We start from the raw sequence: 24,781 nt of genomic DNA, 5'->3' as shown, positions 1-24,781 counted from the left end.
CACTGTCCGTGTGGAACCTGCATATACAGAATCTCTGGAACCGTCCCAGGTGTCAAGTAGTACGATGCTTCACATGAAGGAGCTGGTGACGGCCGCCCTCACGGCGGCGAAGGAACGGGGCCAGGACGTCGCGGACGTCCCGCTCACGGCGATCGCCGCGACGGCCGGCATCTCCCGCAGCACGCTGCTGCGCAGGCTCGGCGGCTCCCGGGCGGTGCTGGACGAGGCCGTCCGGGAGGCGGGCGTCGACCCGGGCGGACGGCCGCCGGTGCGCGAACGCGCGATCGCGGCGGCGGCACTGCTGGTGGCCGAGCGCGGCCTGGCCGGGGTCACCCTGGACGCCGTGGCAGACCGGGCCGACTGCTCGCTGCCCAGCCTGCACACCGTCTTCGAGGGGCGGGACGGCCTGCTCGCCGCCGTGTTCGAGCGGCACTCCGCGCTGCCCGACCTGGAGGCCCTCGCCGCCGACCCGCCGGAGACCCTGGAGGAGACCGTCCGGGCGCTCCACGCCACCTTCGCCGCGGCCTTCGTGCACGAGCCGCGGATCGTCCCGGCGGTCTTCGCCGACCTGCTCGGCCGCCCGGACGGCCCCGCCGCCCGGGTGATGGCCGCCACCCTGCCGCAGGCGCTCGCCGGCCTGGACCGGCTGCTGCGCCCGCACGTGCGGGCCGGCCGGCTGAGACCGCTGCCCACCCCGGTGCTGACCCAGCTGATGATCGGCCCGCTGCTCAACCACGCGCTGATGCGGCCGGTGCTGGAACCCGCCCTGGGGGACGGGCTGCCGTCGACGGACGAGACCGTGGAGCTCTTCGCCCAGGCCTACCTGCGCGCGGTCGCCCTCCCCGCGGCGGAGTCCGGGAGCGTCGGCGACACCCCCTGAGGGGGCCCGTGACCGGCACCCCGCGGTGCCTCGTACTCGGCTGCCGGTTCGCGAGGGCCAAGTCGCCCTTCGGGCAAGGGCGGTGACGGACGCGGGGGCGGTGGTCAGCCGAGGAGCAGCCGGTCGCCGACCCGCAGGCGGCCCGGGGCGGCGACCTCGGCGAGGGCGTCGAGCCGGCCGTCGTGGGCGTGCACCACGGCCTTGAGGATCTCGGGGGCGTGCGGCAGTCCGGGCTGCGGGGCGCCGGTCATCGCGCAGCGCTCGCTGGAGGCGACGAAGGAGAGCTTGGCGCTGCCGGGGGCCTCGCCGGAGGCCTGGCGGCCGAGCCAGGCGTCCTCGACGAACGGCGGGGTGCCGGGCGGGGTGCGCAGCACGATGTTGGGGCGGAACCGCCGCTCGTCGACCACGGTGAAGGGGACGGCCTCGCGGACCCAGTCCAGGGTGGCGGTGCTGAGCACGCTGACCGGCAGCCGGTCGAAGTGCGAGACGGCGTCCTCGCGGGCGAGTTCGACGTCCTCGCGCTGGAGGTAGGCGCGCAGGAAGGAGTTCGGCCGGTCGACCGGGCGGCCGAGCGGATCGAACAGTTCGGGGCCGTCGATCCGGTGGCCGAGCCGGGCGGAGAGGCGGAGCAGGCCGTCCATCCGGCGGAAGCGGCGGGTGTTCTTGCCCGAGCCGAGCTTCCCCGCGGCGTCGCGGACGGCGTAGAGGCGGTCGCCGGCCAGGCCGCGCTCGTCCACCTCGACGGAGTCGAGCCGCTCGCCGCCGGTGGACTTCACGGGGTAGCGCCAGAGTCGCTCGATCACTCCGATGATCTCAGCCATGGCCGGAAAGCGTACTGGCGTTGACGGGGGATGGTCTAGACCAAGTCCCCGGCCCGGGCGGAGAGTCCGGCTCAGCCCAGCCGGGCCACCGCCCGTACCGGTGCGCCGTCCGCCGCGACCAGCCGCAGCGGGAACAGCGAGACCTCCACCGGCAGGCCGGCCTCCTGGGCCGCCAGCAGCGGCCGCAGGTCGGTCAGGTTCTCGGCGATCACCCCGCCGCCGGGCGCCCCCAGCAGCACCCGGTGCGCGGCGAGCGTGGGCTCGTCGGCGGCGCCGTGGTCGTGCTCGTCGGTGAGGTCGGCGAGCAGGGCGGCCACCGCAGGGTCGCCCGGGCCCGGGTCGGGGGTCGGGTCGACGCTGAGCGCGTCCACCCCGACCGTCCGCACCCCGGCGGCGACGATCGCCTCGGCGGCGGCCGGGGTCAGGGCGGGGTGGGCGAGGTAGGCGTCGGTGCCCCAGTGCCGGGCCCAGCCGGTGGCCAGCAGCAGGACGGTGCCCTCGCCGGAGTCCGCGACCCGCTCCAGCGCGGCCGCCAGCAGCCCGGGGGTGACGGCCGACCGGGGCTCCAGCCCGCGCAGGTCGGCGACCACGGCGGGGCCGGTGAACCGCTCCAGCGGCAGCCCGTCCAGGGTCGGCCAGGTGACGTCCACGTGGTACGGCGCGTCCACGTGCGTCCCGGACTGCGAGCCGAGGTGCAGGGCCAGCACGTTCACCCCGGCGGTGGCCGTGGTGAGCGCGGGCTCCAGCAGGACGGCCGGATCGCCGGGGTAGACCGGCATCGCGGTGGTCACCTGATGGGTGAGGTCGACGAGGGTCGCTGCCATGCGCCCATCCTCCCAGGGGCGGGCGCTCCCGGACCCCTCCCGGTCGGCCCGGTCCGGAACCACGGGTGGAGCCGGGACAGAATTGCCCCATGGGAACTGCGAAGCGTCAGCCGTGGGTGGTCGGGGTCTCGGGTGCGTCGGGGACGCCGTACGCGGCCTCGGTGATCCGCGCGCTGCTGGCCGCCGGCGAGGCGGTGGACCTGGTCGTCAGCCGTGCCGCCCGGCTCACCATCCTGGACGAGACCGGCATCTCCTTCCGGGACGCCCACTGGCGCACCGACCTCGCCGCCTGGCTCGGGAGCGACGAGGGCCTGGACGACGTCCGCTACTGGCCGGCCGGGGACTTCGCGGCCGGTCCGTCCAGCGGCTCCTACCCGGCCAAGGGCATGCTCGTGGTGCCCGCGACCACCGGCGCGGTGGCCGGGATCGCGCTCGGCCTGAGCAAGGACCTGCTGCAGCGCGTCGCCAGCGTCACCCTCAAGGAGCGCCGCCCACTCGTCGTCTGCGTGCGCGAGACGCCACTCAACGGGGTGACGTTGAAGCACCTGGTGGAGCTCGACGCGCAGGGGGCGGTCGTCCTGCCCGCTTCGCCCGGTTTCTACGCCGGCGGCTCCACCGTGCGCGAACTCGTGGATTTCGTGGCCGGACGGGTGCTGGACGCCGTCGACGTGCCGCATTCCCTGTACCTGCGCTGGGAAGGGGAGTTGGGGGCGGCCGCCCGCAAGACGGCCGCCGGCGAGGGCGCACCGGCTGAGGGGGAGTAAGGAGACCCGGGGCGGGAGAGTATCTTCTCTGCGATATCCGGGTCGTTCGGCGCACGGCGCCTTTGAATCCGGATAATGATCTGTGGGTCTGGTGAGGTTCGGAAGGACGCGGACGGTATATGGACACGGTGGACAGACAGCTCATCCAGGCGCTCCGGGAGAACGGCCGTGCGTCCTACGCCGAGTTGGGCCGGCTGGTCGGGCTCTCCGGCCCGAGCGTCACGGACCGGATCAACCGCCTGGAGCAGGCCGGGGTGATCACCGGCTACCGGGCGACGGTCAACCCGGCCTCGCTCGGCTTCGGCGTCACGGCCCTGATCGGCCTTCAGCTCACCGACGCCGCGGACCACGAGGACGTCGCGCACCGGCTGAAGGACCTCAACGAGGTCGAGGACTGCTGGTTCATCGCCGGTGACGACTCCTACATGCTGAAGGTCAGGGTGGCCGACGTGGCCGGCCTGGAATCGGTGGTCAAGCGGATCTCGGGCACGAAGGGCGTGGCCCGGACCCGCACCACCGTCGTACTCTCCACCAAGTGGGAAAACCGGGTGAGTGAACTTCCTCCTGTAGGAGAGTGACGTATGGCACTGGTCGGACTGGAGGAGCTGCGCGCGGCTCGGCAGCGGATCGCGGGGGTCGCCGTGCGCACCCCGCTGGTTCCCGCCCCCTGGGCGGCCGAGGGGGAGCGGCGGCTCTGGCTGAAGCCCGAGAACCTCCAGCCGACCGGGGCCTTCAAGACCCGCGGCGCCTACAACCGGCTGGCCGCGCTCACCGAGGACGAGCGCGCCCGGGGCGTGGTGGCCCAGTCCAGCGGCAACCACGCGCAGGCGGTGGCGTACGCGGCCCGGGAGCTCGGCATCAAGGCCGTGATCGTGATGCCGGACACCTCGCCCGCGGTGAAGGTGGAGGCCACCCGCTCGTTCGGCGCCGAGGTGATCCTGGTGGCGCCGGAGGAGCGGGACACCCTGCCCGCCGAGCTGGCCGGGAAGCACGGCTACGTCTGGGTGCCCCCGTACGACGACCCGTTCATCATCGCGGGCCAGGGCACGGTCGGCCTGGAGATCGCCGAGGACGCCCCGGCCGACCTGGACACCGTCCTGGTGCCGGTCAGCGGCGGCGGCCTGATCGGCGGGACGGCGGCCGCGCTCAAGCTCACCCGCCCCGGCATCCGGGTGATCGGCGTGGAGCCCGAGCTGGCCGCCGACGCCCGGGCCAGCCTGCGGGCCGGCCGCCGGGTCGAGTGGCCGGTCGCCGACACCTACCGGACCATCGCGGACGGGCTGCGCACCCCGTCGCTCGGCGTGCTGCCGTTCGAGCACGTCGCCGCCTACGTGGACGACATCGTCACCGTCACGGAGGACGAGATCCGCGCCACCGTGGCCGTGCTGGCCCGCCGCGGCCGGCTCGTCGCCGAGCCCTCCGGGGCGGTCGCCCCGGCCGCCTACTTCCACCGCGCCGCCGAGACCGGGGGCCAGTCGGTGGCGGCCGTGGTCAGCGGAGGCAACATCGACCCGACACTGCTCGCCGAGCTGCTCTCGGCATAGGCGTACGCTCATTCCGGCAAGGAATCGAATGTCGGAGGAGGCGGGTCACCGCATGGACGCAGGGCTCAAGCGCGAGCTGGAGGCGAAGGTCTACGCGGGTGAGCGGCTGACCCGCGAGGACGGGATCGCGCTCTACGAGAGCGACGACCTGGCCTGGCTGGGCGGGCTGGCCCACCACGTGCGGACGCGGAAGAACGGCGACGTCGTCCACTTCAACGTCAACCGTCACCTCAACATGACCAACGTGTGCAGCGCGTCCTGCGCGTACTGCTCGTTCCAGCGCAAGCCGGGCGAGAAGGACGCGTACACGATGCGCATCGAGGAGGCCGTCCGCCTCGCCAAGGCGATGGAGGTCGACTCCCTCACCGAGCTGCACATCGTCAACGGGCTGCACCCGACGCTGCCGTGGCGCTACTACCCGCGCTCGCTGCGGGAGCTGAAGGCGGCGCTGCCGAACGTCTCGCTGAAGGCCTTCACCGCCACCGAGATCCACTGGTTCGAGAAGATCAGCGGCCTGCCCGCCGACGAGATCCTGGACGAGCTGATCGACGCCGGCCTGGAGTCGCTGACCGGCGGCGGCGCGGAGATCTTCGACTGGGAGGTCCGCCAGCACATCGTCGACCACGACACCCACTGGGAGGACTGGTCGCGGATCCACCGCCTCGCGCACGGCAAGGGCCTCAAGACGCCCGCCACCATGCTGTACGGCCACATCGAGGAGCCCCGCCACCGGGTGGACCACGTGCTGCGGCTGCGCGAGCTCCAGGACGAGACCGGCGGCTTCCAGGTCTTCATCCCGCTGCGCTACCAGCACGACTTCCACGACTCCAAGGACGGCGTCGTGCGCAACAAGCTGATGGCCCGCACGGAGATGGCCACCGGCGCCGAGGCGCTGAAGACCTTCGCGGTCTCCCGGCTGCTCTTCGACAACGTCCCGCACGTCAAGGTCTTCTGGGTGATGCACGGCGTCACCACCGCCCAGCTGGCGCTCAGCCACGGCGCGGACGACATGGACGGCTCGGTGGTCGAGTACAAGATCACCCACGACGCGGACAACTTCGGCACCCCGAACAAGCTCGGCCGCGACGACCTGCTCGGGCTGATCCGCGACGCCGGCTTCCGCCCGGTGGAGCGCAACACCCGCTACGAGGTCATCCGCGAGTACGACGGCCCCGACCTGGAGCGTCGCGAGACCCCGCAGGCGATGCGCCTCTGACCTGCGAAGATCCCCGCCGCCTGGACCGCTCGTCGGCCCGGGCGGCGGTTGTCTTCACGGCCTCCGCACCTGACCCGGGTTTACCAACGGGTACGGCGTTTGGCAGGATCGACAGCATGTCCGGTTCTCATCGCGCCACCGAGTACCCGTCGTACGAGCCGATGCGGGAGCCGGTGTACGGGGTGCCGCAGCAGTCGTACGAGCAGCCGTACCCCGAGCACGAGGCGTACCGGCAGCCCGTTCCGCAGGAGTACGGCCAGGGCGTGTACCAGCCGTACCAGCAGACTCCTGACGGCTACTCCGAGGCGTACGACCAGCCGTTCCAGGCCTACCAGGGTGAGCCGGAGGGCGGCTACGAGGCGGCGTCGGTGTACCAGCCGGTGCCCGCGCCCGAGACCGTCCCCTTCGAGCCCGGGCCCGTCGTGCTCGCCGCCGCTCCCGCCGCACCCGTGGCGGGCTCCCGGACGGCCGCGCGGGGACGCCGGCGCAAGGCCAAGCAGAAACGTCACGGCAAGGCCGTGATGGCCGGCACCGCGCTGCTGGTCGCCGCCACCGCCGGCTGGTACGCCGTCGGCCAGGACGGCGCCAAGCCCGGCATCGCCGCCGCCGACGGCCCCGGCCCGGAGGGCGTCAGCAAGCCCGACCACCCCGCCCCGGCCCCCGCGGCCGCCCAGGCCGCCTCCGACCGGCAGGCCGCGGCCCCCGCCGCCGACCGCAGCCAGACCCGTACGGACGGCTCGGTCGCCGCGATACCCGGCCTCGGCGCGAAGTTCACCGCGCAGATCCCCGCCGAGACCGCCCAGGTGCTGGTCGCCTCCGGCCAGGACAAGAACACCGACAAGAACGCCGTCACCCTCTGGACCCGCACCCCCGAGGGCCGCTGGCTGGCCGGCGAGACCTGGCAGGGCCACAACGGCAAGAGCGGCTGGACCACCGACCACAACGAGGGCGACCTGCGCAGCCCGATCGGCGTCTTCAGCCTCACCGACGCGGGCGGCCGCAAGGCCGACCCGGGCAGCAAGCTCCCGTACGACAAGGACCCGAGCTTCGTGGTCTCCGGCACGGGCTTCTTCGGGGACCAGCTGGCCGGCTCCTTCGACTACGTGGTCGCGATCAACTACAACCGCGTCCCCGGCAACTCCCCGCTCGACCCGCGCCGCCCGATGGGCTCCAAGAAGGGCGGCGGCATCTGGCTCCACGTGGACCACGACGGCCCGACCCACGGCTGCGTGTCGATCCCCGAGGACAAGATGGCCCAGCTGATCCGCACCCTGGACCCGGCCGCCCACCCCGTCGTCGTGATGGGCGACGCCTCCACGCTGGCACTCTGACCCCGGAGTCCGCGGAAGCCGGGCACGGAACCCGGGCGCCCCAAGGCCCCTTGTCCACCTCCTACAGATCGAGGGGGCGGATCCTGTCGCCGGTCATACCATGCTGACCAGCGGGTAACCCGGTTCCATGGCAGTATGAGCGGTTCGCGCATTGTGGCACTCGGCCACTACCAGCCCCCCAAGGTCCTCACCAACGACGACCTGGCGGGGCTCGTCGACACCGACGACGAGTGGATCCGCACCCGTGTCGGCATCCGCAGCCGGCACATCGCCGAGGACGAGACCCTGGTCGACCTCGCCACCGAGGCCGCGCAGAAGGCGCTCGCCAACAGCGGCCGGACGGCGGACGAGATCGACCTCGTCGTGGTCGCCACCTGCACCGCGATCGAGCGCAGCCCCAACACCGCCGCCGCCGTGGCCGCCCGGCTGGGCGTGCGCTCGCCGGCCGCGTACGACATCAACACGGTCTGCTCCGGCTTCTCGTACGCCCTGGCCACCGCCGACCACGCGATCCGGGCCGGCTCGGCCCGCCGCGCCCTGGTGATCGGCGCCGAGCGGATGTCCGACACGCTCGACTGGACCGACCGCTCCACCTGCGTGATCTTCGGCGACGGAGCGGGCGCCGCGGTGGTCGAGGCCCAGGAGGAGGGCGCCGAGCCCGGCATCGGGCCGGTGGTCTGGGGCTCCGAGCCCGAGCGGGGCGACGCCGTGGTGATCACCGGCTGGGACCCGGTGATCAGCCAGCAGGGCCAGTCGGTCTTCCGCTGGGCCACCACCCAGCTCGCCCCGCTGGCCCGCCAGGCCTGCGAGCGGGCCGGGATCGCCCCGTCCGAGCTGAAGGGCTTCGTCCCGCACCAGGCCAACCTGCGGATCATCGACGCGATCGCGGGCAAGCTGGGCCTCGGCGAGGACGCGGTGGTGGCCCGGGACGTGGTCCACTCCGGCAACACCTCGGCCGCCTCCATCCCGCTGGCCTTCTCCAAGCTGGTCGAGCGCGGCGAGCTCTCGCCCGGCGACCCGGTCCTGCTCTTCGGCTTCGGCGGCGGGCTGGCCTACGCCGGCCAGGTCGTGCGCTGCCCCTGACCCCGACCCGGCGGCGCCACGAGGCCGCCTGAGGGCCGCCACAAGGCCGCCCGAGGGCGCCGCGAGGCCGTCCGGACCCGAACAGCGCCGCTGGGCGGGCACCCTGTCACGGGTGCCCGCCCAGCGGCATGTCTGGCGCGCTTGCGGTACGTCGGCGGACCTCCCCCGAGGACACGGCCGCCGTCCGTCGTTCCCCGGACAGGAGGCCGGGGCTGCGCGCGGAGCGGATGGTGGGTCGGTGGACGGTCCTACTTGGGCGCCTTCTTGCCGGTGACGCCCAGGTACACCAGGGGAGCGAGGTTGGGCTTGAGGTCCTTGACCTTGACGCCCCAGGAGGTGAAGGCCTTCTGGTGCTCGGCCGCCGAGGCGAGCAGCGAGACCAGGGCCCCGGCCACGGCGTTCGGGTCGAGCGACTTGTCGGCCTGACCCTTCGCCTGGAGTTCCCTGACGGCCTCCGCGAGCGGCTTGGCGACCGCGTTGAGGACCGTCATGCGGATCTTGAAGAACCGCTTGTCCCCTTCGGCGGCACCGAGCGTGACCACTCGGAGAATGGCGTCGTTCTTGCGCCAGAAGGCGAGGAATCCGTCGACCAGTTCTTCCGAAGTGGTCGGTCCGGACTTCCCTGCCCAGGACTTTCCGGCCACCAGCTCTTTGAGCTGGTCGGCGTCCTTGGCCATTTCCTCGGCGATTTCGAGGACAGCGCCCTCGACATCCGGGAAGTACTGGTAGAAGGTCGCGGGGGAGGTACCCGCCATACGGGCGACGTCGATGACCTTGACGTCCCGATAGGGCGACGTGCTGAGCATCTCGCGGAGGCAGTCGAGCAGCTTCTGCCGCGTCTCCTGTCCGCGTCGCCCGGCGACGCGACCGTCGACGGTGCGAACTTGTCCTGTCATGCCGTCAGCTTACCGTGGCACGATCTTGGCGCGATTCGGTGATGCGACTATTACTCCGCACGGGGGTTGGTATAGCGGCATGAACCACTTCGGACGGATATTCACCGGGCTTCGAAGCCCCTGTTTGAAGCCCCCCCGTGTGCTTGCGATCTCACAGCGTGACGGCGAGTCCGCTGAGGGGTGGTCGGGTGACAGAGCGTGACGATGACCGAAGAGTGCGGTGCCGTCCGGAAGTGGACGGTCCGGAGCCCCGGGCGCAAGCCGCCCCCGGAGCGGGCGTCAGGATCCGGTCGTTCCGTCCTCGCTGGTCAGAGGCCTGTCCGGGGCGTCCTCCGGGCCGGGACGACGTGTTTCAGGGGGTGGGGGAGGTTGGATATGCGCGGGACGGCATTGGAGAATCGGGTCCGGCACCACGCGGCGGGTGCGGACAACGGGGAGGTGGCAGCGGAGTGGACCAGCTGACGGCGCACGATCCGAGGCGGATCGGGCCCTTCGAGGTGCTGGGGCGGCTCGGCGCGGGTGGGATGGGGCTGGTCTACCTGGCGCGTTCCGCGGCCGGGCGGCGGGTGGCCATCAAGACCGTGCGGGGTGAGCTGGCCGAGGACGAGCTGTTCCGGGTCCGCTTCGCCCGGGAGATCGCGGCGGCCAAGACGGTCGGCGGCTTCTACACGGCGGCGGTGGTGGACGCCGACGCGGACGCCCGGGTGCCCTGGCTGGCCACCGCCTACATCCCGGCGCCCTCGCTGGAGGACCTGGTCGAGGAGTGCGGCCCGCTGCCGGTGGAGGCCACCCGCTGGCTGGTCGCCGGCATCGCCGAGGCCCTGGAGTCCATCCACGCGGCCGGGCTGATCCACCGCGACCTCAAGCCCTCCAACGTCCTGGTGGTCGAGGACGGCCCGAAGGTGATCGACTTCGGGATCGCGGCCGGGGTCTCCAGCACCCGGCTCACCATGACCAACGTCGCGGTCGGCACCCCCGCCTACATGTCCCCCGAGCAGGCCCGGGACAGCCGCACCGTCCGGGGCGCCAGCGACGTCTTCTCGCTCGGCTCGCTGATGGTCTTCTGCGCCACCGGGCACCCGCCCTACCGGGGCACCAACCCGGTCGAGACGGTGTTCCAGCTGCTGCGCGAGGAGCCGGACCTGACCGGCATGCCGCCCGAGCTGATGGACCTGGTCCGCCGCTGCATGCAGCAGGCCCCCGAGCGCCGGCCCACCCCGGCGCAGATCCAGACCGAGCTCGCCCCGCACCTCTTCTCCCGGGACGACGCCACCGGCGAGGCCGGGGACTGGCTGCCCGCCCACGCGCTGGAGCTGATCGAGCGCAAGCGGGGCCGGCGCCCGGCCGCCCAGCCGCCGCGCCCGCCCGCCGAGCCGGCCCAGCCGCCCCCGCACCCCCAGGCGCCGCCCGCGCACGTCCCGCCGCAGCACCCCGGCCCGGCCGACCCGCGCACCAATCCGGGCGGGCGGCACGCCCAGTCGCCGGCCGGGCCGGTGCACAGCCTGCCGCAGCGCGCCCCGGGCTCGGACGCCGAGATCCCGACCGCGAAGATCGCCTCCCCGAACCGGCACCGGGCGCCCACCGGCGGCGCCGTCGAGGTGCAGCTCTCCGGCGCCTCCGTCCGGATAGGCCCGGGGCCGCGGGCCGAGCACGAGCAGCCCGGCCCGAGCACCGCCCCGGCCACGACCGACTGGGTCCGCCGGGCCCCCGTCCCGCCGCCCCCGCCGGTCGCCCGCTGGCGCCCCTGGCGGTTCCGGATGTCCAACGACGTCTGGGGCACCCCGGTGGTCGCCGACGGGACGCTGTTCGTCTCCAGCTTCGAGGTGCACGCGCTGGACATCGCCTCCGGCGAGCGCCGCTACAAGACCCGGGACGTGGCCTGGGCGCTCGCGGTGGACGCCGGCCGGGTGCACGCCGCGGACGGCCCGCACCTGTACACCGTGGACGCCGCGGACGGCACCGAGCGCTGGCGCACCTCGCTGGACGGCTGGGTCTACTCGCTCTCCGCCGCCGACGGCGTGCTCTGCTGCGGCATCAGGGGCGGCGGCGTCCAGCTCCGCTCGGCCGCCAACGGCGCCGAGCTGTGGCGCGCCGACGACGCCCAGCAGGACTTCGAGAACCCGCAGTCCGGCCCGGTCCTGGTGGGCGGCGCCGCCTACTACTACGGCGGCGGGCGGCTGCGCTGCGTCGACCCGCGCGGCGCGGGCCTGCGCTGGTCCTTCCCGGTCGGCGAGGAGGTGCCCTCGCACCCGGTCGAGCGCGGCGGCGTGCTGTACGTGTCGGCCGGCACCCGGGTGTACGCGCTGGACGCGGCCAGCGGGGCCGAGCGCTGGCGCTTCGACGCCCCGGTGGTGCTGTTCACCCCGCCCGCCCTGGACGCCGACGCGGTCTACGTGGCCGACTACCTGGGCACGGTCTACGCGCTGGACGCGGCCACCGGCCGGGACCGCTGGCGCGGGGTCACCGGCCGCCGCCAGGGGGCCGACCCGGTGGTGGTCTCGGACGGCATGGTGCTGGTCGGCAACGGCGAGGTGCTGTACGCCTTCGAGGCGGCCACCGGCCGGGAGCGCTGGCGCTACACCGCCCGCGGCGAGATCGTCGGCTCCCCGGCGGTGGCCGACGGCCTGGTGCACCTGGGCAGCCGGGACCACTCGCTGCACACCCTGGACCTGGCCAGCGGTCAGCTGCGCTGGGAGCTCGGCACCAAGGGCGAGCTCACCGGCTCGCCGGTGGCGGTCGGCGGCCGGGTCTTCGTCGGCTCCAAGGACCGCTGCGTGTACGCGCTGGACGCCTTCTACGGCACGGCGGTGCCCGCCCGCTGAACCGCGGGGCGGACACCGCCGGACGGGCGCCGTCGGATCAGGCCCTGCGGGCCCCGGGGTGGCGGCTGCACCAGCCGTCCCACGCGGAGGAGACCATCTCGGTCACGTCGTGGCGGGCGGTCCAGCCCAGCTCGCGGTGGATCAGGTCGGCGGAGGCCACCACCCGGGCCGGGTCGCCGGGGCGGCGCGGGGTCACCTCGGCGGCGGTGTCGTAGCCGGTGACCTTGCCGATCACCGCCAGCATCTCCTTGACGCTGACGCCCTCGCCGCGGCCGATGTTCAGCACCAGGGAGGTCGCGCCGGCCGGGTCGGCGGCCATCCGCTTGGCGGCCGCCACGTGCGCCGAGGCGATGTCGGAGACGTGGATGAAGTCGCGGACGCAGGTGCCGTCCGGGGTCTGGTAGTCGTCGCCGAAGACCCGCGGGGCCTCGCCGGCGGTGAGCCGCTCGAAGACCATCGGGATCAGGTTGAACACCCCGGCGTCGGAGAGCTCGGGGGAGGCGGCGCCGGCCACGTTGAAGTAGCGCAGGGCCACGGTGGACATGCCGTGGGCCTTGCCGGCGGCGGCGACCAGCCACTCGCCGGCCAGCTTGGTCTCGCCGTACGGGCTCATCGGGGCGCAGGGCGTGGACTCGGTGACCAGGTCGACGTCCGGCATGCCGTAGACCGCGGCGGAGGAGGAGAAGAGGAAGCGCTTCACCCCGCCCTCGGCGGCGGCCTCCAGGACGGTCTGGAGGCCGATCATGTTCTCGCGGTAGTACAGGAACGGCTGCTCGACGGACTCGCCGACCTGCTTCTTGGCGGCGAAGTGCAGGATGCCCTCGACGCCGTGCTCGCGGATCGCGGCGTCCAGGGCGGCGCGGTCCAGGGTGGAGCCCTCGATCAGGGGGACGCCGGCCGGCAGCCGGGAGGCGTCGCCGGTGCTGAGGTCGTCCAGGACGGCGACGCGCTCCCCGGCGTCGAGCAGCTGTCGGACGACGTGTCCGCCGATGTATCCGGCACCGCCGGTGATCAACCAAGTCATGTGCCGATCCTAGGGGCGCGCCTCGGGGATCTCCGGCGCACCCGCGTTCGGATCCGACCGCCACGTTCGGGCGAGTCGAAGCCACAAAGCGGACAAAACGGTGAAAAGCTGACAAGGATTTCCGTGCGCTCATGCCCGCGCCCCCCGGCGTGGTGACGAATCGGAGGCAGCCAGGTGCACCGTCGCAAGGAACACACCAGCCCCCTGCCCGGCGGGCGGCTGCCGGCCGCGGCCGTGGTCGCCGTGGCGGCCGCGCTGGCGCTGGCCGGCTGCAGCAGCGGCACGTCCTCCTCCGCCACCGTCGCCGCCACCGGCTCGCCCTCGTCCCCCGGCTCCACCCAGGCCTCCGCGGCGTCCGGCCAGTCGAACGGCGGGACCCAGCTGCAGGACGCCTACCAGGCGGTGATCGCCAACGTGCTGCCCTCCGTGGTGCAGATCACCACCGGCGACAGCCTCGGCTCCGGGATCGTCTACGACGACAAGGGCGACATCGTCACCAACGCCCACGTGGTCGGCTCCGCGAAGACCTTCACGGTGACCCTCGCCAACAGCACCACGACGCTGGACGCCGGCCTGGTCGCCAGCTACCCCGACTCCGACCTCGCGGTGATCCGGCTGAACAACCCGCCGAGCGGTCTCCGGCCGGCCAGCTTCGGCGACTCGGGCAAGGTCCAGCTCGGCCAGATCACCCTCGCCATGGGCAGCCCGCTGGGGCTCTCCAGCAGCGTCACCCAGGGCATCGTCTCGGCCACCGGGCGGACCGTCTCCGAACCCCAGGGCCCCGGCTCGCCGGGCGCCACCATCGGCAACATGGTGCAGACCTCGGCGGCGATCAACCCGGGCAACAGCGGCGGCGCGCTGGTGAACCTGGACAGCAAGGTGATCGGCATCAACACGCTCGCCGCGACCGAGCCGCAGAGCAACGGCGCGGCCGCCCCCGGCATCGGCTTCGCCATCCCGGCGAGCACCATCACCAACATCGCCGACCAGCTGATCAAGCAGGGCAAGGTCACCAACTCCGGCCGGGCCGCGCTCGGCATCACCGCCCGGACCAGCTTCAACCAGCAGTTCCAGCCGGCCGGCGCGGTCATCGTGGCGGTCACCCCGGGCGGGGCGGCGGCCTCGGCGGGGCTCCGGGCCGGCGACGTCATCACCAGGATCGGCGACACCCAGGTCGACTCGCTGAACGCGCTCACCACCGCGCTCGCCTCGCTCACCCCGGGCAGCAAGGTCACCGTCACCTACACCCGGGACGGCGGCAGCAAGACCGCCGACGTCACCCTCGGCGAACTGGAAGGCGCCCAGACCTCCTCCCCCTGAGCCCCGGTACGGGGACGCCGGGCCGCACGCCGCGCAAGGGTTCAGCGGGCCGGGTGCCGTACCGGAACGGCGCCGGGACCTCGTCTTCGCCTCGACGAGGTCCCGGCGCCCTACTGTGCCGTGCTGTTCCCGTGGTCAGCGGCGGGCGGTGCGGGTGCGCCAGGGCAGCTCGACGGTGACGGTGGTCGGGCCGCCGTCGGGGCTGTCCACCAGGAAGACCCCGTCCACCGCGCGGATCCGCTCGGCCAGCCCGGCCAGGCCGCTGCCCGGGTACGGGGCCGCGCCGCCCTTGCCGTCGTCCTGGACCAGCACCATCAGCTGGTTGTCCGAGCGCCAGACCTCGACCGTGGCGGTGCGGGCGCCGGCGTGCTTGGAGACGTTGGTCAGCAGCTCGCTGACGGTGAAGTAGGCGATGCCCTCGACCGCCGAGTCCGGGCGCTCGGGCTGCCCGTCCGGGCCGCTCAGGTCGACGCTCACCCGGACGCCGCCGGGGACGGTGCAGCGGGCGGCGACCGAGGACAGCGCGGCGTCCAGGCCGCGGTCGGTGAGCACCGCCGGGTGGATGCCGCGGGCCAGGTCGCGCAGCTCCTGGAGGGCCAGCTTCACCTCGCCGTGGGCGTTGTCGACCATCTTCGCGGCGGCCGCCATGTCGTCCTCGGACTCCACCTCGCGCAGCCGCTCCTTGGCCATGCCGAGGTCCATCGCCAGGGCGACCAGCCGGGCCTGGGCGCCGTCGTGCAGGTCGCGCTCGATCCGGCGCAGGTCGGCGGCGGCGGTGTCGACCACGGTGCCGCGGTCGTCCTCCAGCTCGCGCACCCGCTCGGCCAGGGCGCCCGGGAAGAGCAGCGACTCGATCAGGATGCGGTCGACCGAGGCCAGCCCGCGGATCACCCAGGGCAGCACCGGCCAGAGCACGATCACCGAGACCAGGGTCAGGGCGAAGCTGAGCACGCCCCAGGGCAGCATCAGCACGTTGTAGAGCGCCGAGCGCCAGTTCAGCAGGTCGGTGAGCTGGGCGATGGTGTAGCCGACCACCCCCGGGCGGCGCGGCTTCACCGGCTCCGGCTCGTCGATCGCGGAGCCGTACGCGGCGCGCGCCCGCCGCCGGCCCAGCGTGCCCAGGGAGCGCGAGACGGCCAGGCCGCCGGCCAGCATCGGCAGGCCGAGCACGGTGACCGACAGGCCCAGGCCGACCGACAGCGCGGTCATGGCCAGCACGAAGCCGAAGATGCCGAGCGGCAGGTTCAGCAGCAACTGGCCGACCTGGTGCCACATCCTCGTGCCGTACAGCGGTGGGCGCTCCATCCGGGCGTCCTGCTCCTTGATGGCGTCCACGGCGCGGTGCAGCGGCTTCATGCGGATCTACCGTCCCTACTTCGTCGTGCGGCTGGACCAAGCTTCCCGAACCGGGAGCGGTGGGGGCCATGGGGGTGATACATCTTCCCGGCCGGGGGTTAACCCCACCCCCGCGCCCGGTCACCGGACGCCCGCCCGGGTGTCCACCGGCCGTCTTGCGGAGCGGGCAGGGTTCGGGCGGAGCGGAGCGGTCCCCTTAGACTCACGCTTTGGCCATGGTTGGGCCGGTGAGAGCAAACGTCGTAGAACTGTCTTGAGGGCGGGTTCACGGCCGAGGTGGAGGCGAAGGCATGGAGGGGAAGCACGCGGCTGCCGTCGCGGCCGACCCGGCGGTCGGCAGCGGCTACTTCGACGCGTACGCCGCGATGGGCCTGATGGCCGTCGTCGGGGTGCTCTTCGTCGCCGTGGCGTTCACCGCCAACCGGCTGCTGCGGCCCGTGGTGTACTCGCCCGAGAAACTCCTCGCCTACGAGTGCGGGGTGGACCCGGTGGGCGAGGACTGGGCGCACACCCAGATCCGCTACTACGTGTACGCCTTCCTGTACGTGATCTTCGCGGTGGACGCGATCTACCTGTTCCCCTGGGCGACCGTCTTCGCCACCGCCGGGTACGGCGCCGGGACGCTGATCGAGATGTTCCTGTTCATCGGCTTCCTCGCGGTCGGGCTGCTCTACGCCTGGAAGAAGGGCGTTCTGGAATGGACGTGACGCACTCCCACTCGCACGGCGGCGCACAGGGCGGTCCCGTCCCGCTCGGCCTGCCGGACCCCGCGCGCCCCGGTGCCGTCGAGCGCCGCGGCCTCGGCCCGCTGGCCCGGCTCGCGCCGGACCCGGTCAAGGTGGTGCTCAACTGGGGGCGCCGCTACAGCCTCTGGTGCTTCAACTTCGGGCTGGCCTGCTGCGCGATCGAGTTCATCGCCGCCTCGATGGCCAAACACGACTTCATCCGGATGGGTGTCATCCCGTTCGCGCCCGGACCCCGTCAGGCTGATCTGATGATCGTCTCCGGGACGGTCACCGACAAGATGGCGCCCGCCGTCAAGCGCCTCTACGAGCAGATGCCCGAGCCGAAGTACGTCATCTCCTTCGGCGCCTGCTCCAACTCCGGCGGCCCCTACTGGGACTCCTATTCGGTCACCAAGGGCGTGGACCAGATCATCCCGGTGGACGTCTACGTGCCCGGCTGCCCGCCGCGGCCGGAGGCGCTGCTCCAGGGCATCCTCAAGCTCCAGGAGAAGATCGCCGCCGAGTCCCTGCCGGACCGCTACACCGTGCCCGCGCCCGCGGCGGCGCTGCGCCGGCCGCTGGTGGCCGGGCCTTCGGGGGCTTCCGCGGCCGGTACCGCGAGCGGCTCCGCGGCAGGCTCCGCGCCCGAGACTGCGGCCGGGACCGCGGCCGGTTCCGCGGCCGGCGCTTCGACCGAGGGAGGGGTCTCGTGACATCCGCCGAGCAGTACGCGGCGTCGGTCGGGGAGTGGGCGACCGGCGCCGAGGCGTACGGGCTGGTCACCGTCGACGTCCCCGCCGAGCACTGGACCGAGGCGCTCACCAACGCCCGGGACGTCCTGGGCCTGGGCTTCTTCGACTGGCTGAGCGCCGTCGACGAGCTCGCCGAGGGCTTCTCCGTGGTCGCCCACCTGGCCGCCGTCGAGGCGCCCGGCGTCCGGCACCTCGCGCTGCGCACCCGGGTGCCGCGCGACCGGGCCGCGCTGCCGACCGCCGTCCCGGTGTACGCCGGTGCCGCCTGGCACGAGCGCGAGACCCACGAGATGTTCGGCATCGACTTCCCCGGGCACCCCCACCTGGCCACCCTGCTGCTGCCGGACGGCTTCGAGGGGAACCCGCTGCGCAAGGAGTTCGTGCTCGCGGCCCGGGTCGCCAAGGACTGGCCGGGCGCCAAGGAGCCCGGCGAGTCCGACCACGGCGGCGGGCCGGCCCGGCGCAAGATGCAGCCGGCCGGCGTGCCGGACCCGAACGAGTGGGGGCCGCTCAAGGGCACCCTGCCGCCGGTCGCCGAGCGGCCCGCGCGCGGTGCGCGGGCGGCGGGGGCGGCGGCGCGGACGCCCCGGGCGGCTGCGGGTGCGGGCGCGGGTGCCGCTGGTGCGGCCGGTGCCGGTGCCGGTGCCGGTGCGGCTGCCGCGGGCGCCGAGGGCGGTGCCCCGGTGCGGGCGGACCGGCCGCGGCGGACCCGGTCGGTGTCGGAGGGGTCGGCGAGCCAGGCGGGCGCCGAGGCTCCCGCGGCCGCTCCGGCCGAGGGCGCCCCGCCGGTGCGGGCGGACCGGCCGCGACGGACCCGGTCGGTGTCCGAGGGGTCGGCCAGTCAGACGGACGCCGAGGCTCCCGCCGAACCGGTCGCCGAGCCGACGGCCGAGCCCGCGGCTCCCGTACGGCCCCGGCCTTCCGACGCGCCCCGGTCCTCCGACGCGCCCTGGCACAACCCGGTGCCCGCCCACGACGAGAAGCCGTCGGGCGAGAAGCCGGGCGAGCCCGCTGAACCCGTTGAGCCCGCCGAGCCGGGCAAGCCGGTCGAGCAGAAGGACGAGACCTCGGCCGGACCGGCCGACCAGGACGGAGAAGGCGCGTGAACCTGCTCGACACGGTGCTGCGCTGCGTCGCCACCCTCGTCGTCTTCCTGGTCCTCCCGCTGGTCATCGGCCAGACCGAGCACAAGGTCATGGCGCACATGCAGGGCCGGCTCGGCCCGATGTACGCGGGCGGCTTCCACGGCTGGGCGCAGCTCGTCGCGGACGGCGTGAAGTTCGCGCAGAAGGAGGACATCGTCCCGGCCGGGGCGGACCGCCGGGTCTTCCAGCTGGCGCCCGCCGTCTCGCTGCTGCCGTACCTCTTCGTGCTGCTGGCGATCCCGGTCGGCCCGGACGGCTTCGTCGGCCAGGCGATCGACGCCGGGCTGTTCTTCGTGCTCGCCGTGATGGGCGTCGGCGTGATCGGCAAGCTGATGGCCGGCTGGGCCTCGGCGAACAAGTTCTCGCTGCTCGGCGGCCTGCGCACGGCCGCGCAGCTGATGTCGTACGAGCTGCCGCTGGTGCTGGCGGCGGCCTCGGTGGCGATGGCCGCCGGAACGCTGTCGCTGCCCGGGATCGTGGACGCCTGGGAGTGGTACTGGCTGCCCTGGCAGCTGATCGGGGCGTTCGTCTTCTTCACGGCCGGTCTGGCCGAACTCCAGCGCCCGCCGTTCGACATGCCGATCGCCGACTCGGAGATCATCTTCGGCGCGTACACCGAGTACACCGGCCTGCGGTTCGCCCTGTTCCTGCTGTCCGAGTACGTGGGCATCCTGGTGGTGTCCGCACTGACCGCGGTGCTCTTCCTGGGCGGCTGGCACGGACCGCTGCCGGACCAGCTCGGCTGGCTCTGGATGCTCCTCAAGACCTTCGCGCTGGCCTTCGTGGTCATCTGGCTGCGGGTCACCTACCCGCGTCTGCGCGAGGACCAGCTGATGCGCTTCGCGTGGACGGTGCTGATCCCGCTCGCGCTGGTCCAGCTGGCCCTCACCGGCATCATCAAGGTGGCGATCTCATGAGTTTCCCCGGTATCGGGCTCGCCAAGGGCCTGGCCGTGACGCTGCGGACGATGACGAGGAAGAGCGTCACCGCGCAGTACCCCGACGTGCAGCCGGTGCTGCCGCCGCGTTCGCGCGGCGTCATCGCGCTGCTGGAGGAGAACTGCACGGTCTGCATGCTCTGCGCGCGCGAGTGCCCGGACTGGTGCATCTACATCGACTCCCACAAGGAGACGCTGCCGGCCGCCGAGCCGAACGCCCGGGCCCGCACCCGCAACGTGCTGGACCGGTTCGCCATCGACTTCTCGCTCTGCATGTACTGCGGGATCTGCATCGAGGTCTGCCCCTTCGACGCGCTGTTCTGGTCGCCGGAGTTCGAGTACGCGGAGACCGACATCCACGAGCTGACCCACGAGCGGGAGAAGCTCCGCGAGTGGATGTGGACCGTCCCCGCGCCGCCGGCGCTGGACCCGGCGGCCGAGGAGCCCAAGGAGATCGCCACCGCGCGCAAGGCCGCGGACAAGCTGGCGGCCGCCGCCGCGGCGGCCCTCGAGGAGAAGGGTGACGACGCGTGACCGGTGCCACCACGCTTCTCGCGGCGACCGGCTCCCTGGAGCCGGCCGCCCGTTCGTTCCTGTCCCCGACCGGGCAGGAGATCGTCTTCCTGCTGGTCGGGATCGCCGTGCTCGGCTCGGCCGTGGTCTCGGTGACCACCCGGCAGCTGGTGCACGCCGCGCTCTGGCTGGTGGTCGCGCTCGGCGGGCTGGCGGTGGAGTTCCTGCTGCTCACAGCCGAGTTCATCGCCTGGGTGCAGGTGCTGATCTACCTCGGCTCGGTGGTCGTCCTGGTGCTGTTCGGGCTGATGCTCACCAAGGCGCCGATCGGGCGCTCGCCGGACGCCGACTCCAAGAACCGCTGGGTGGCCCTGGTCGTGGCGCTGGCCGCGGCCGGGACGCTGGTCACGCTGGTGGTCGACGCCTTCCGGACCTCCTGGATCGACCTCGGCCAGGGCGGCGGCTCGGCCGCCGTCACCGGGGCCAGCCTGTTCCGGCACTGGGTGCTGCCCTTCGAGGCGCTGTCCGTGCTGCTGCTGGCGGCGCTGGTCGGCGCGATCGTGCTGTCGCGCGGCTCGGGGCGGCGGGTGCCGCCGCCCCGGGCGGGCAGGCTGCGCGCCGGGCGGCCGGTCGGGTCCAACGGGACGGTCGCCGCGAACGCGGCCGCCGGCACGACTGCGGGCGCCCCCACTGCCTCGTCCGCGCCGTCCGCGTCGGAGGAGAGCTGATGCACCTCGCCTACCCCGCCGTCCTCGCCGCGCTGCTGTTCAGCGTCGGCGTGTACGGCGTGCTCGCCCGGCGCAACGCCGTCCTGGTGCTGATGTCCGTCGAGCTGATGCTCAACGCCGTCAACCTCAACCTGGTCGCCTTCGACGCGTGGCTGCGGGACTCGCTGCACGCCGGGCAGGCGCTCACCCTGTTCACCATCACCGTCGCCGCCGCCGAGGTCGGGCTGGGGCTCGCCATCGTCCTGCTGCTGTTCCGGGCCCGGGGCACCGCGGACATCGACCGGGCCACCGCGCTCGGCGACCCGGGCGAGGCGCTCGCCGTCGAGGAGACGCCGGTCGGCGCCGGGACGCCGACCGGAGCCGAGGCACTGAAGGGCCAGGCCGCCGCATGAACCTCGCCCTGCCCGTACTCGTCCCCGCGCTGCCCGCGCTCGGCGCCGCCGCGACCCTGGCCGTCGGCCGGAAGGCGCCCGGGCTGGCCCGGCCGCTGGCGATCGTCCCGGTCGCCGTCGCGGCCGTGCTCGCCCTGGTGGTCGCCCTCCAGCTCGGCACCGGCCGGACCCTGGACGCCGGCACCCGGCTCACCCCGACCGGTGGCCCGGACATCACGCTCGGCCTCCACCTGGACGGCTTCAGCTCGCTGATCTCCGTGCTGGTCGGCCTGGTCGCCACCTGCGTCCAGGTCTACTCGACCGCGTACCTCAAGGAGGACCCGCGCTACCCCTCGTACGCGGCGCTGGTCTCGCTGTTCACCGCGGCGATGTTCCTGGTGGTCTACTCGGGCGACCTGATCGTGCTGCTGGTCGGCTGGGAGGTGATGGGCCTGTGCTCGTACTTCCTGATCGGCCACCACTGGGAGACCGCGGACGCCCGCTCGGCCTCGCTGAAGGCCTTCCTGGTCACCAAGCTCGGTGACGTGCCGTTCCTGTTCGGGATCTTCCTGCTCGGCGCGGACGCCGGCAGCTTCCGCGTCCCGGACGTGCTGGCGGCCGCGACGGAGGGCCGGCTCGGGCACCCGACGCTGACCGCGCTGCTGCTGCTCGCCGGCGTGGCCGGCAAGAGCGCCCAGTTCCCGCTGCACACCTGGCTCCCGGACGCGATGGCCGGCCCGACCCCGGTGTCCGCGCTGATCCACGCCGCCACCATGGTCGCGGCCGGCATCTACCTGGTCGCCCGGCTGCTGCCGGTGTTCCTGCTGTCGGGCGCGGCGCTGGTCGTGCTCGCGGTGATGGCCGCCGTGACGATGATCGGCTCGGCGCTCTGCGCGCTCGCCCAGGACGACCTCAAACGGGTGCTCGCCTACTCCACCGTCGGCCAGCTCGGCTACATGGCCGGCGCGCTGGCCAGCGGGGACCGCGAGGCCTCGGTCTTCCACCTGGTCAGCCACGGCGCGTTCAAGGCGCTGCTGTTCCTGGCCGCCGGCGTGGTGATCCACGCCGCGCACACCAACTCGATCTCCGCGATGTCCCGCATGCCCGGGCTGCGCAAGCGGGTGCCGGACGCCTACTGGACGACGGGCATCGCGCTCGTCGCCCTGGTCGGGCTGCCGCCGTTCTCCGGCTTCTTCAGCAAGGAGGCGGTGCTGACCGCCGCCGAGCACGCCGCCAACGGCGAGGCGCTGACCAACGGGCTCGGCTCGGCCTCGGCGGTGCCGCAGGCGGCCGGGTGGATCGTGCTGATCTCCGCCGGGCTCACCGCGCTGCTCACCGCCGCGTACGCGACCAGGCTCTTCCTGCTGGCGTTCCACAGCCCGGCCGGGGCCGCCGTGCCGACGGCCGCGGCCGCCAAGGCCCGGGTCCAGGTCCTGGCACCGGCCGACCACGAGGCCGGCGCGCCGTACTCGCCCGAACTCGACGAGGCCGACCCGGCCACCGCCGAGCCGCCCGCGATGCGCTGGCCGCTCTGGGTGCTGGCCGTGCCGACCATGGGCTTCGGCATCGTCGGCCTGCGCTCGGACTGGCTACCCGCGCTCCTGGACGGCGGCTCGCTGCGGCCCTCCGCGGTCACGGCGGTCACCGGGACCGGGCTCGCCGCGGTCGGCGTGATCGCCGCGTACGGCGCCTGGCGCTCGGCGACCGCCCGGCTGGGCACCGGCCGCCCGGCCCCGGCCGGAGGCTGGGGGAGGGTGCCCGAGCAGGGCGGAGCCCCGGCCGCCGAGGTGATCGTCGCCGACCCCGGGCGCACCCTGCTGGGCCCGCTGTTCGGCCCGGCACGGCACGGCTTCGGCGTCGACCGGCTCTACCACGCGCTGTTCGTCCGCCCGGTGGGCGCCGCCGCGAAGCTGGTCCGCTTCCTCGACCGCGAGGTCGTCGAGACCTACGTGCGCGGCAGCGGAGCGGGCGCCAACCTGCTCGGCCGGGCCGTCCGGCTCGCGCAGACCGGCAACGCGCAGACGTACCTCAGCGCCCTGCTGGCCGGCGTCGTCCTGCTGGCCGTCCTGGTGGCGGTGTAGCCGGTGCTGCTGTCCTCGACCTCCGCCACCTCGACCGCTGCTGGGAGCCCCCGATGAACGCAGTCCTCATCGCCCTCCTGCTGCTGCCGCTGCTCGGTGCCGCACTCACCCTGGCGCCGGTGTTCGGGCCGGACCGGGCCGTGGCCGACCGGCGGGCACTGCGGCTGAACACCGTCGTCACCGGCGCGGTGCTCCTGCTCGCCGTCGCCCTCGCGGCCGGCTTCGACCACGACGAACCCGCCCGGATGCAGGCCACCACCGACGTGTCCTGGATCCCGGCCCTGCACGTGCGCCTCCACCTCGGCGTGGACGGCGTCTCGCTGCCGCTGGTCGTGCTGACCGCGCTGCTCACCTTCCTCTGCGCGCTGTACTCGGAGAAGCGGCTGCCGGACGGGGAGACCGTGCCCTCGGCGCAGGCCTTCGTCGGGCTGTTCCTCCTGCTCGAGGTCGGCATGCTCGCCACCTTCGCGGTCCTGGACCTCCTGCTCTTCTTCCTGGCCTTCGAGATCGTGCTGATCCCGATGTACTTCCTGATCGCCCGCTGGGGGAGCGGCGCGAAGGTGCCGTCCGCCAACCGCTTCATCCTCTACACGCTGCTCGGCTCGGCCGTGATGCTGCTCGGCTTCCTGCTGATCGGCAGCAAGGCCGGCACCTTCGACATGCAGGCCCTGGCCGCCGCGCACGGCAGCGGCCTGAGCCACACCACCCAGGTGATCGCCGCGCTGGCGATCCTGGTCGGGCTCGCGGTCAAGGCCCCCGCCTGGCCGCTGCACAGCTGGCTCCCCGACGCGCACACCGCCGCCCCGACGGTGGGCTCGGTGCTGCTCGCCGGCGTGCTGCTGAAGATGGGCACCTACGGCCTGGTCCGCGTCCTCCTCCCGGTCGTGCCGGACGGCGCCGCCACCCTGGCCCCCTACCTGGGAGCCTTCGCGGCCGTCGGCATCGTCTACGGCTCACTGGCCTGCCTGGCGCTGGCCCGCCCCGGCGCCAAGGGCGACCTCAAGCGCCTGATCGCGTACTCCTCCGTCGGCCACATGGGCTTCGTACTGCTCGGCATCGCCTCCCTCACCCCGGTGGGCGTCAACGGCGCGCTGTTCGCCAACATCGCCCACGGCCTGATCACCGGCCTGCTGTTCTTCGTCGTCGGCGCGCTCAAGGACCGCTACGGCACGGCCGACCTCGACACCCTGGCCGGCGCCACCGGCGCCGCCCTGTACGGCCGGGCCCCGCGGCTCGGCGTACTGCTCGCCTTCGCCGCCGTCGCCAGCCTCGGGCTGCCCGGCCTGGCCGGCTTCTGGGGCGAGCTGCTCGCCATGTTCGGCGCGTTCGACCCGGCCGCCGGCCTGTCGCGCCCCGCGTTCGTCACCTACATGGTCCTGGCCGGCCTCGGCACCCTCCTCACCGCCGCGTACCTCCTGATCGTGGTCAAGCGCGTCTGCATGGGCGACCCCGAGCAGCCCGCCCCGGTGGCCGAGCTCGCCGACCTGCGCCCGTACGAGGCCGTCAGCTGGACGCCGCTGGCCGCGCTCACCCTGCTCGCCGGACTCTGGCCCGCGCTGCTGCTCGGCCTCTCCGACCCCGCCGTCAAGCACCTCCTCGGGGGTGGCTGACCGTGCTCGCAGCCCAGACCGCCGCACTCGGACCTCAC

At 73.6% G+C, this 24,781-nt stretch carries 23 protein-coding genes; 18 read left to right on the top strand and 5 right to left on the bottom strand.

Annotation, left to right across the window (positions count from 1 at the left end; all coding sequences use genetic code 11):
- Positions 1–73: 73 nt before the first annotated feature.
- Entirely contained in the window at positions 74–880 is an 807-nt protein-coding gene (locus ACFY4B_RS10540; RefSeq protein ID WP_049651539.1) for a TetR/AcrR family transcriptional regulator, read from the top strand.
- A 104-nt stretch (positions 881–984) separates the two neighbouring features.
- On the opposite strand, the gene ACFY4B_RS10535 is transcribed toward ACFY4B_RS10540, so the two are convergent.
- Both ACFY4B_RS10535 and ACFY4B_RS10530 read right to left on the bottom strand, forming a co-directional pair.
- Complete coding sequence (locus ACFY4B_RS10535) at positions 985–1,701, bottom strand: MOSC domain-containing protein (RefSeq protein ID WP_387967165.1); 717 nt, start codon at positions 1,699–1,701, stop codon at positions 985–987.
- Positions 1,702–1,772: 71 nt separating this feature from the next.
- Complete coding sequence (locus ACFY4B_RS10530; protein WP_074004000.1) at positions 1,773–2,525, bottom strand: cyclase family protein; 753 nt, start codon at positions 2,523–2,525, stop codon at positions 1,773–1,775.
- A gap of 89 nt (positions 2,526–2,614) precedes the next feature.
- Between ACFY4B_RS10530 and ACFY4B_RS10525 the strand changes: the two genes are divergently transcribed.
- From ACFY4B_RS10525 to ACFY4B_RS10500, 6 genes are all read left to right on the top strand, one after another.
- On the top strand, positions 2,615–3,289 hold the full coding sequence (locus tag ACFY4B_RS10525) for a UbiX family flavin prenyltransferase (protein ID WP_049651542.1): 675 nt from the start codon (positions 2,615–2,617) through the stop codon (positions 3,287–3,289).
- 119 nt (positions 3,290–3,408) lie between these two features.
- Positions 3,409–3,867 (top strand): Lrp/AsnC family transcriptional regulator, encoded by a 459-nt coding sequence (locus ACFY4B_RS10520; RefSeq protein ID WP_049651543.1) that lies wholly within the window; start codon positions 3,409–3,411, stop codon positions 3,865–3,867.
- Positions 3,868–3,870: 3 nt separating this feature from the next.
- Positions 3,871–4,833, top strand: a complete 963-nt coding sequence (locus ACFY4B_RS10515) for a threonine/serine dehydratase (RefSeq protein WP_049651544.1) — start codon at positions 3,871–3,873, stop codon at positions 4,831–4,833.
- Between the two features lie 52 nt (positions 4,834–4,885).
- Positions 4,886–6,049 carry an aminofutalosine synthase MqnE gene (gene mqnE / locus ACFY4B_RS10510; protein WP_049651548.1) on the top strand — a complete coding sequence of 388 codons (1,164 nt, stop codon included), beginning with the start codon at positions 4,886–4,888 and terminating at the stop codon, positions 6,047–6,049.
- A gap of 116 nt (positions 6,050–6,165) precedes the next feature.
- Positions 6,166–7,380 carry a L,D-transpeptidase family protein gene (locus ACFY4B_RS10505; RefSeq protein WP_338016324.1) on the top strand — a complete coding sequence of 405 codons (1,215 nt, stop codon included), beginning with the start codon at positions 6,166–6,168 and terminating at the stop codon, positions 7,378–7,380.
- Between the two features lie 135 nt (positions 7,381–7,515).
- The gene (locus tag ACFY4B_RS10500; protein ID WP_049651545.1) at positions 7,516–8,463 is read left to right on the top strand and encodes a beta-ketoacyl-ACP synthase III; all 948 of its coding nucleotides are present in this window, start codon (positions 7,516–7,518) and stop codon (positions 8,461–8,463) included.
- A gap of 248 nt (positions 8,464–8,711) precedes the next feature.
- On the opposite strand, the gene ACFY4B_RS10495 is transcribed toward ACFY4B_RS10500, so the two are convergent.
- The gene (locus ACFY4B_RS10495) at positions 8,712–9,359 is read right to left on the bottom strand and encodes a TetR family transcriptional regulator (RefSeq protein ID WP_049651546.1); all 648 of its coding nucleotides are present in this window, start codon (positions 9,357–9,359) and stop codon (positions 8,712–8,714) included.
- Between the two features lie 449 nt (positions 9,360–9,808).
- Between ACFY4B_RS10495 and ACFY4B_RS10490 the strand changes: the two genes are divergently transcribed.
- A complete protein-coding gene (locus tag ACFY4B_RS10490) occupies positions 9,809–12,181 on the top strand; it encodes a PQQ-binding-like beta-propeller repeat protein (protein WP_117488283.1) in 2,373 nt (790 codons plus the stop codon).
- A 37-nt stretch (positions 12,182–12,218) separates the two neighbouring features.
- On the opposite strand, the gene galE is transcribed toward ACFY4B_RS10490, so the two are convergent.
- Positions 12,219–13,205, bottom strand: a complete 987-nt coding sequence (gene galE, locus ACFY4B_RS10485; RefSeq protein WP_074003997.1) for a UDP-glucose 4-epimerase GalE — start codon at positions 13,203–13,205, stop codon at positions 12,219–12,221.
- A gap of 204 nt (positions 13,206–13,409) precedes the next feature.
- Between galE and ACFY4B_RS10480 the strand changes: the two genes are divergently transcribed.
- Positions 13,410–14,525: a S1C family serine protease gene (locus ACFY4B_RS10480; protein WP_074004053.1), complete on the top strand. Its 1,116-nt coding sequence runs from the start codon at positions 13,410–13,412 to the stop codon at positions 14,523–14,525.
- 135 nt (positions 14,526–14,660) lie between these two features.
- Here ACFY4B_RS10480 and ACFY4B_RS10475 read toward each other — a convergent pair whose 3' ends face one another.
- Entirely contained in the window at positions 14,661–15,830 is a 1,170-nt protein-coding gene (locus tag ACFY4B_RS10475) for a sensor histidine kinase (protein WP_387967306.1), read from the bottom strand.
- Between the two features lie 341 nt (positions 15,831–16,171).
- Here ACFY4B_RS10475 and ACFY4B_RS10470 point away from each other — a divergent pair, with 341 nt between their 5' ends.
- From ACFY4B_RS10470 to ACFY4B_RS10430, 9 genes are read left to right on the top strand one after another with little or no spacing between them, the layout of a single operon-like run.
- Positions 16,172–16,588 (top strand): NADH-quinone oxidoreductase subunit A, encoded by a 417-nt coding sequence (locus tag ACFY4B_RS10470; RefSeq protein WP_049657666.1) that lies wholly within the window; start codon positions 16,172–16,174, stop codon positions 16,586–16,588.
- Positions 16,579–17,319, top strand: a complete 741-nt coding sequence (locus ACFY4B_RS10465; protein ID WP_387967162.1) for an NADH-quinone oxidoreductase subunit B — start codon at positions 16,579–16,581, stop codon at positions 17,317–17,319. Before ACFY4B_RS10470 ends, ACFY4B_RS10465 begins: the two co-directional genes overlap by 10 nt.
- Positions 17,316–18,464, top strand: coding sequence for an NADH-quinone oxidoreductase subunit C (locus ACFY4B_RS10460; RefSeq protein ID WP_387967160.1), 1,149 nt, complete (start codon positions 17,316–17,318; stop codon positions 18,462–18,464). The genes ACFY4B_RS10465 and ACFY4B_RS10460 overlap by 4 nt, the downstream gene beginning before the upstream one ends.
- Positions 18,461–19,420: an NADH-quinone oxidoreductase subunit NuoH gene (gene nuoH / locus ACFY4B_RS10455; protein WP_375876941.1), complete on the top strand. Its 960-nt coding sequence runs from the start codon at positions 18,461–18,463 to the stop codon at positions 19,418–19,420. Before ACFY4B_RS10460 ends, nuoH begins: the two co-directional genes overlap by 4 nt.
- Entirely contained in the window at positions 19,417–19,974 is a 558-nt protein-coding gene (locus ACFY4B_RS10450; RefSeq protein WP_380670562.1) for a NuoI/complex I 23 kDa subunit family protein, read from the top strand. The genes nuoH and ACFY4B_RS10450 overlap by 4 nt, the downstream gene beginning before the upstream one ends.
- A complete protein-coding gene (locus ACFY4B_RS10445) occupies positions 19,971–20,681 on the top strand; it encodes an NADH-quinone oxidoreductase subunit J (RefSeq protein WP_387967158.1) in 711 nt (236 codons plus the stop codon). Before ACFY4B_RS10450 ends, ACFY4B_RS10445 begins: the two co-directional genes overlap by 4 nt.
- Positions 20,681–21,073, top strand: a complete 393-nt coding sequence (gene nuoK, locus ACFY4B_RS10440; RefSeq protein ID WP_049660586.1) for an NADH-quinone oxidoreductase subunit NuoK — start codon at positions 20,681–20,683, stop codon at positions 21,071–21,073. Before ACFY4B_RS10445 ends, nuoK begins: the two co-directional genes overlap by 1 nt.
- The gene (locus ACFY4B_RS10435; protein WP_387967156.1) at positions 21,070–23,133 is read left to right on the top strand and encodes an NADH-quinone oxidoreductase subunit L; all 2,064 of its coding nucleotides are present in this window, start codon (positions 21,070–21,072) and stop codon (positions 23,131–23,133) included. The genes nuoK and ACFY4B_RS10435 overlap by 4 nt, the downstream gene beginning before the upstream one ends.
- Before the next feature lie 53 nt (positions 23,134–23,186).
- Entirely contained in the window at positions 23,187–24,743 is a 1,557-nt protein-coding gene (locus tag ACFY4B_RS10430) for a NuoM family protein (RefSeq protein WP_380776510.1), read from the top strand.
- Positions 24,744–24,781 lie beyond the last annotated feature (38 nt).

The sequence above is a fragment of the Kitasatospora sp. NPDC001261 genome (assembly GCF_042896795.1).
Taxonomy (GTDB): Bacteria; Actinomycetota; Actinomycetes; order Streptomycetales; family Streptomycetaceae; genus Kitasatospora.
The sequence above is the reverse complement of the archived record's forward strand: the minus strand, read 5'-3'. Positions and strand labels throughout refer to the sequence as shown.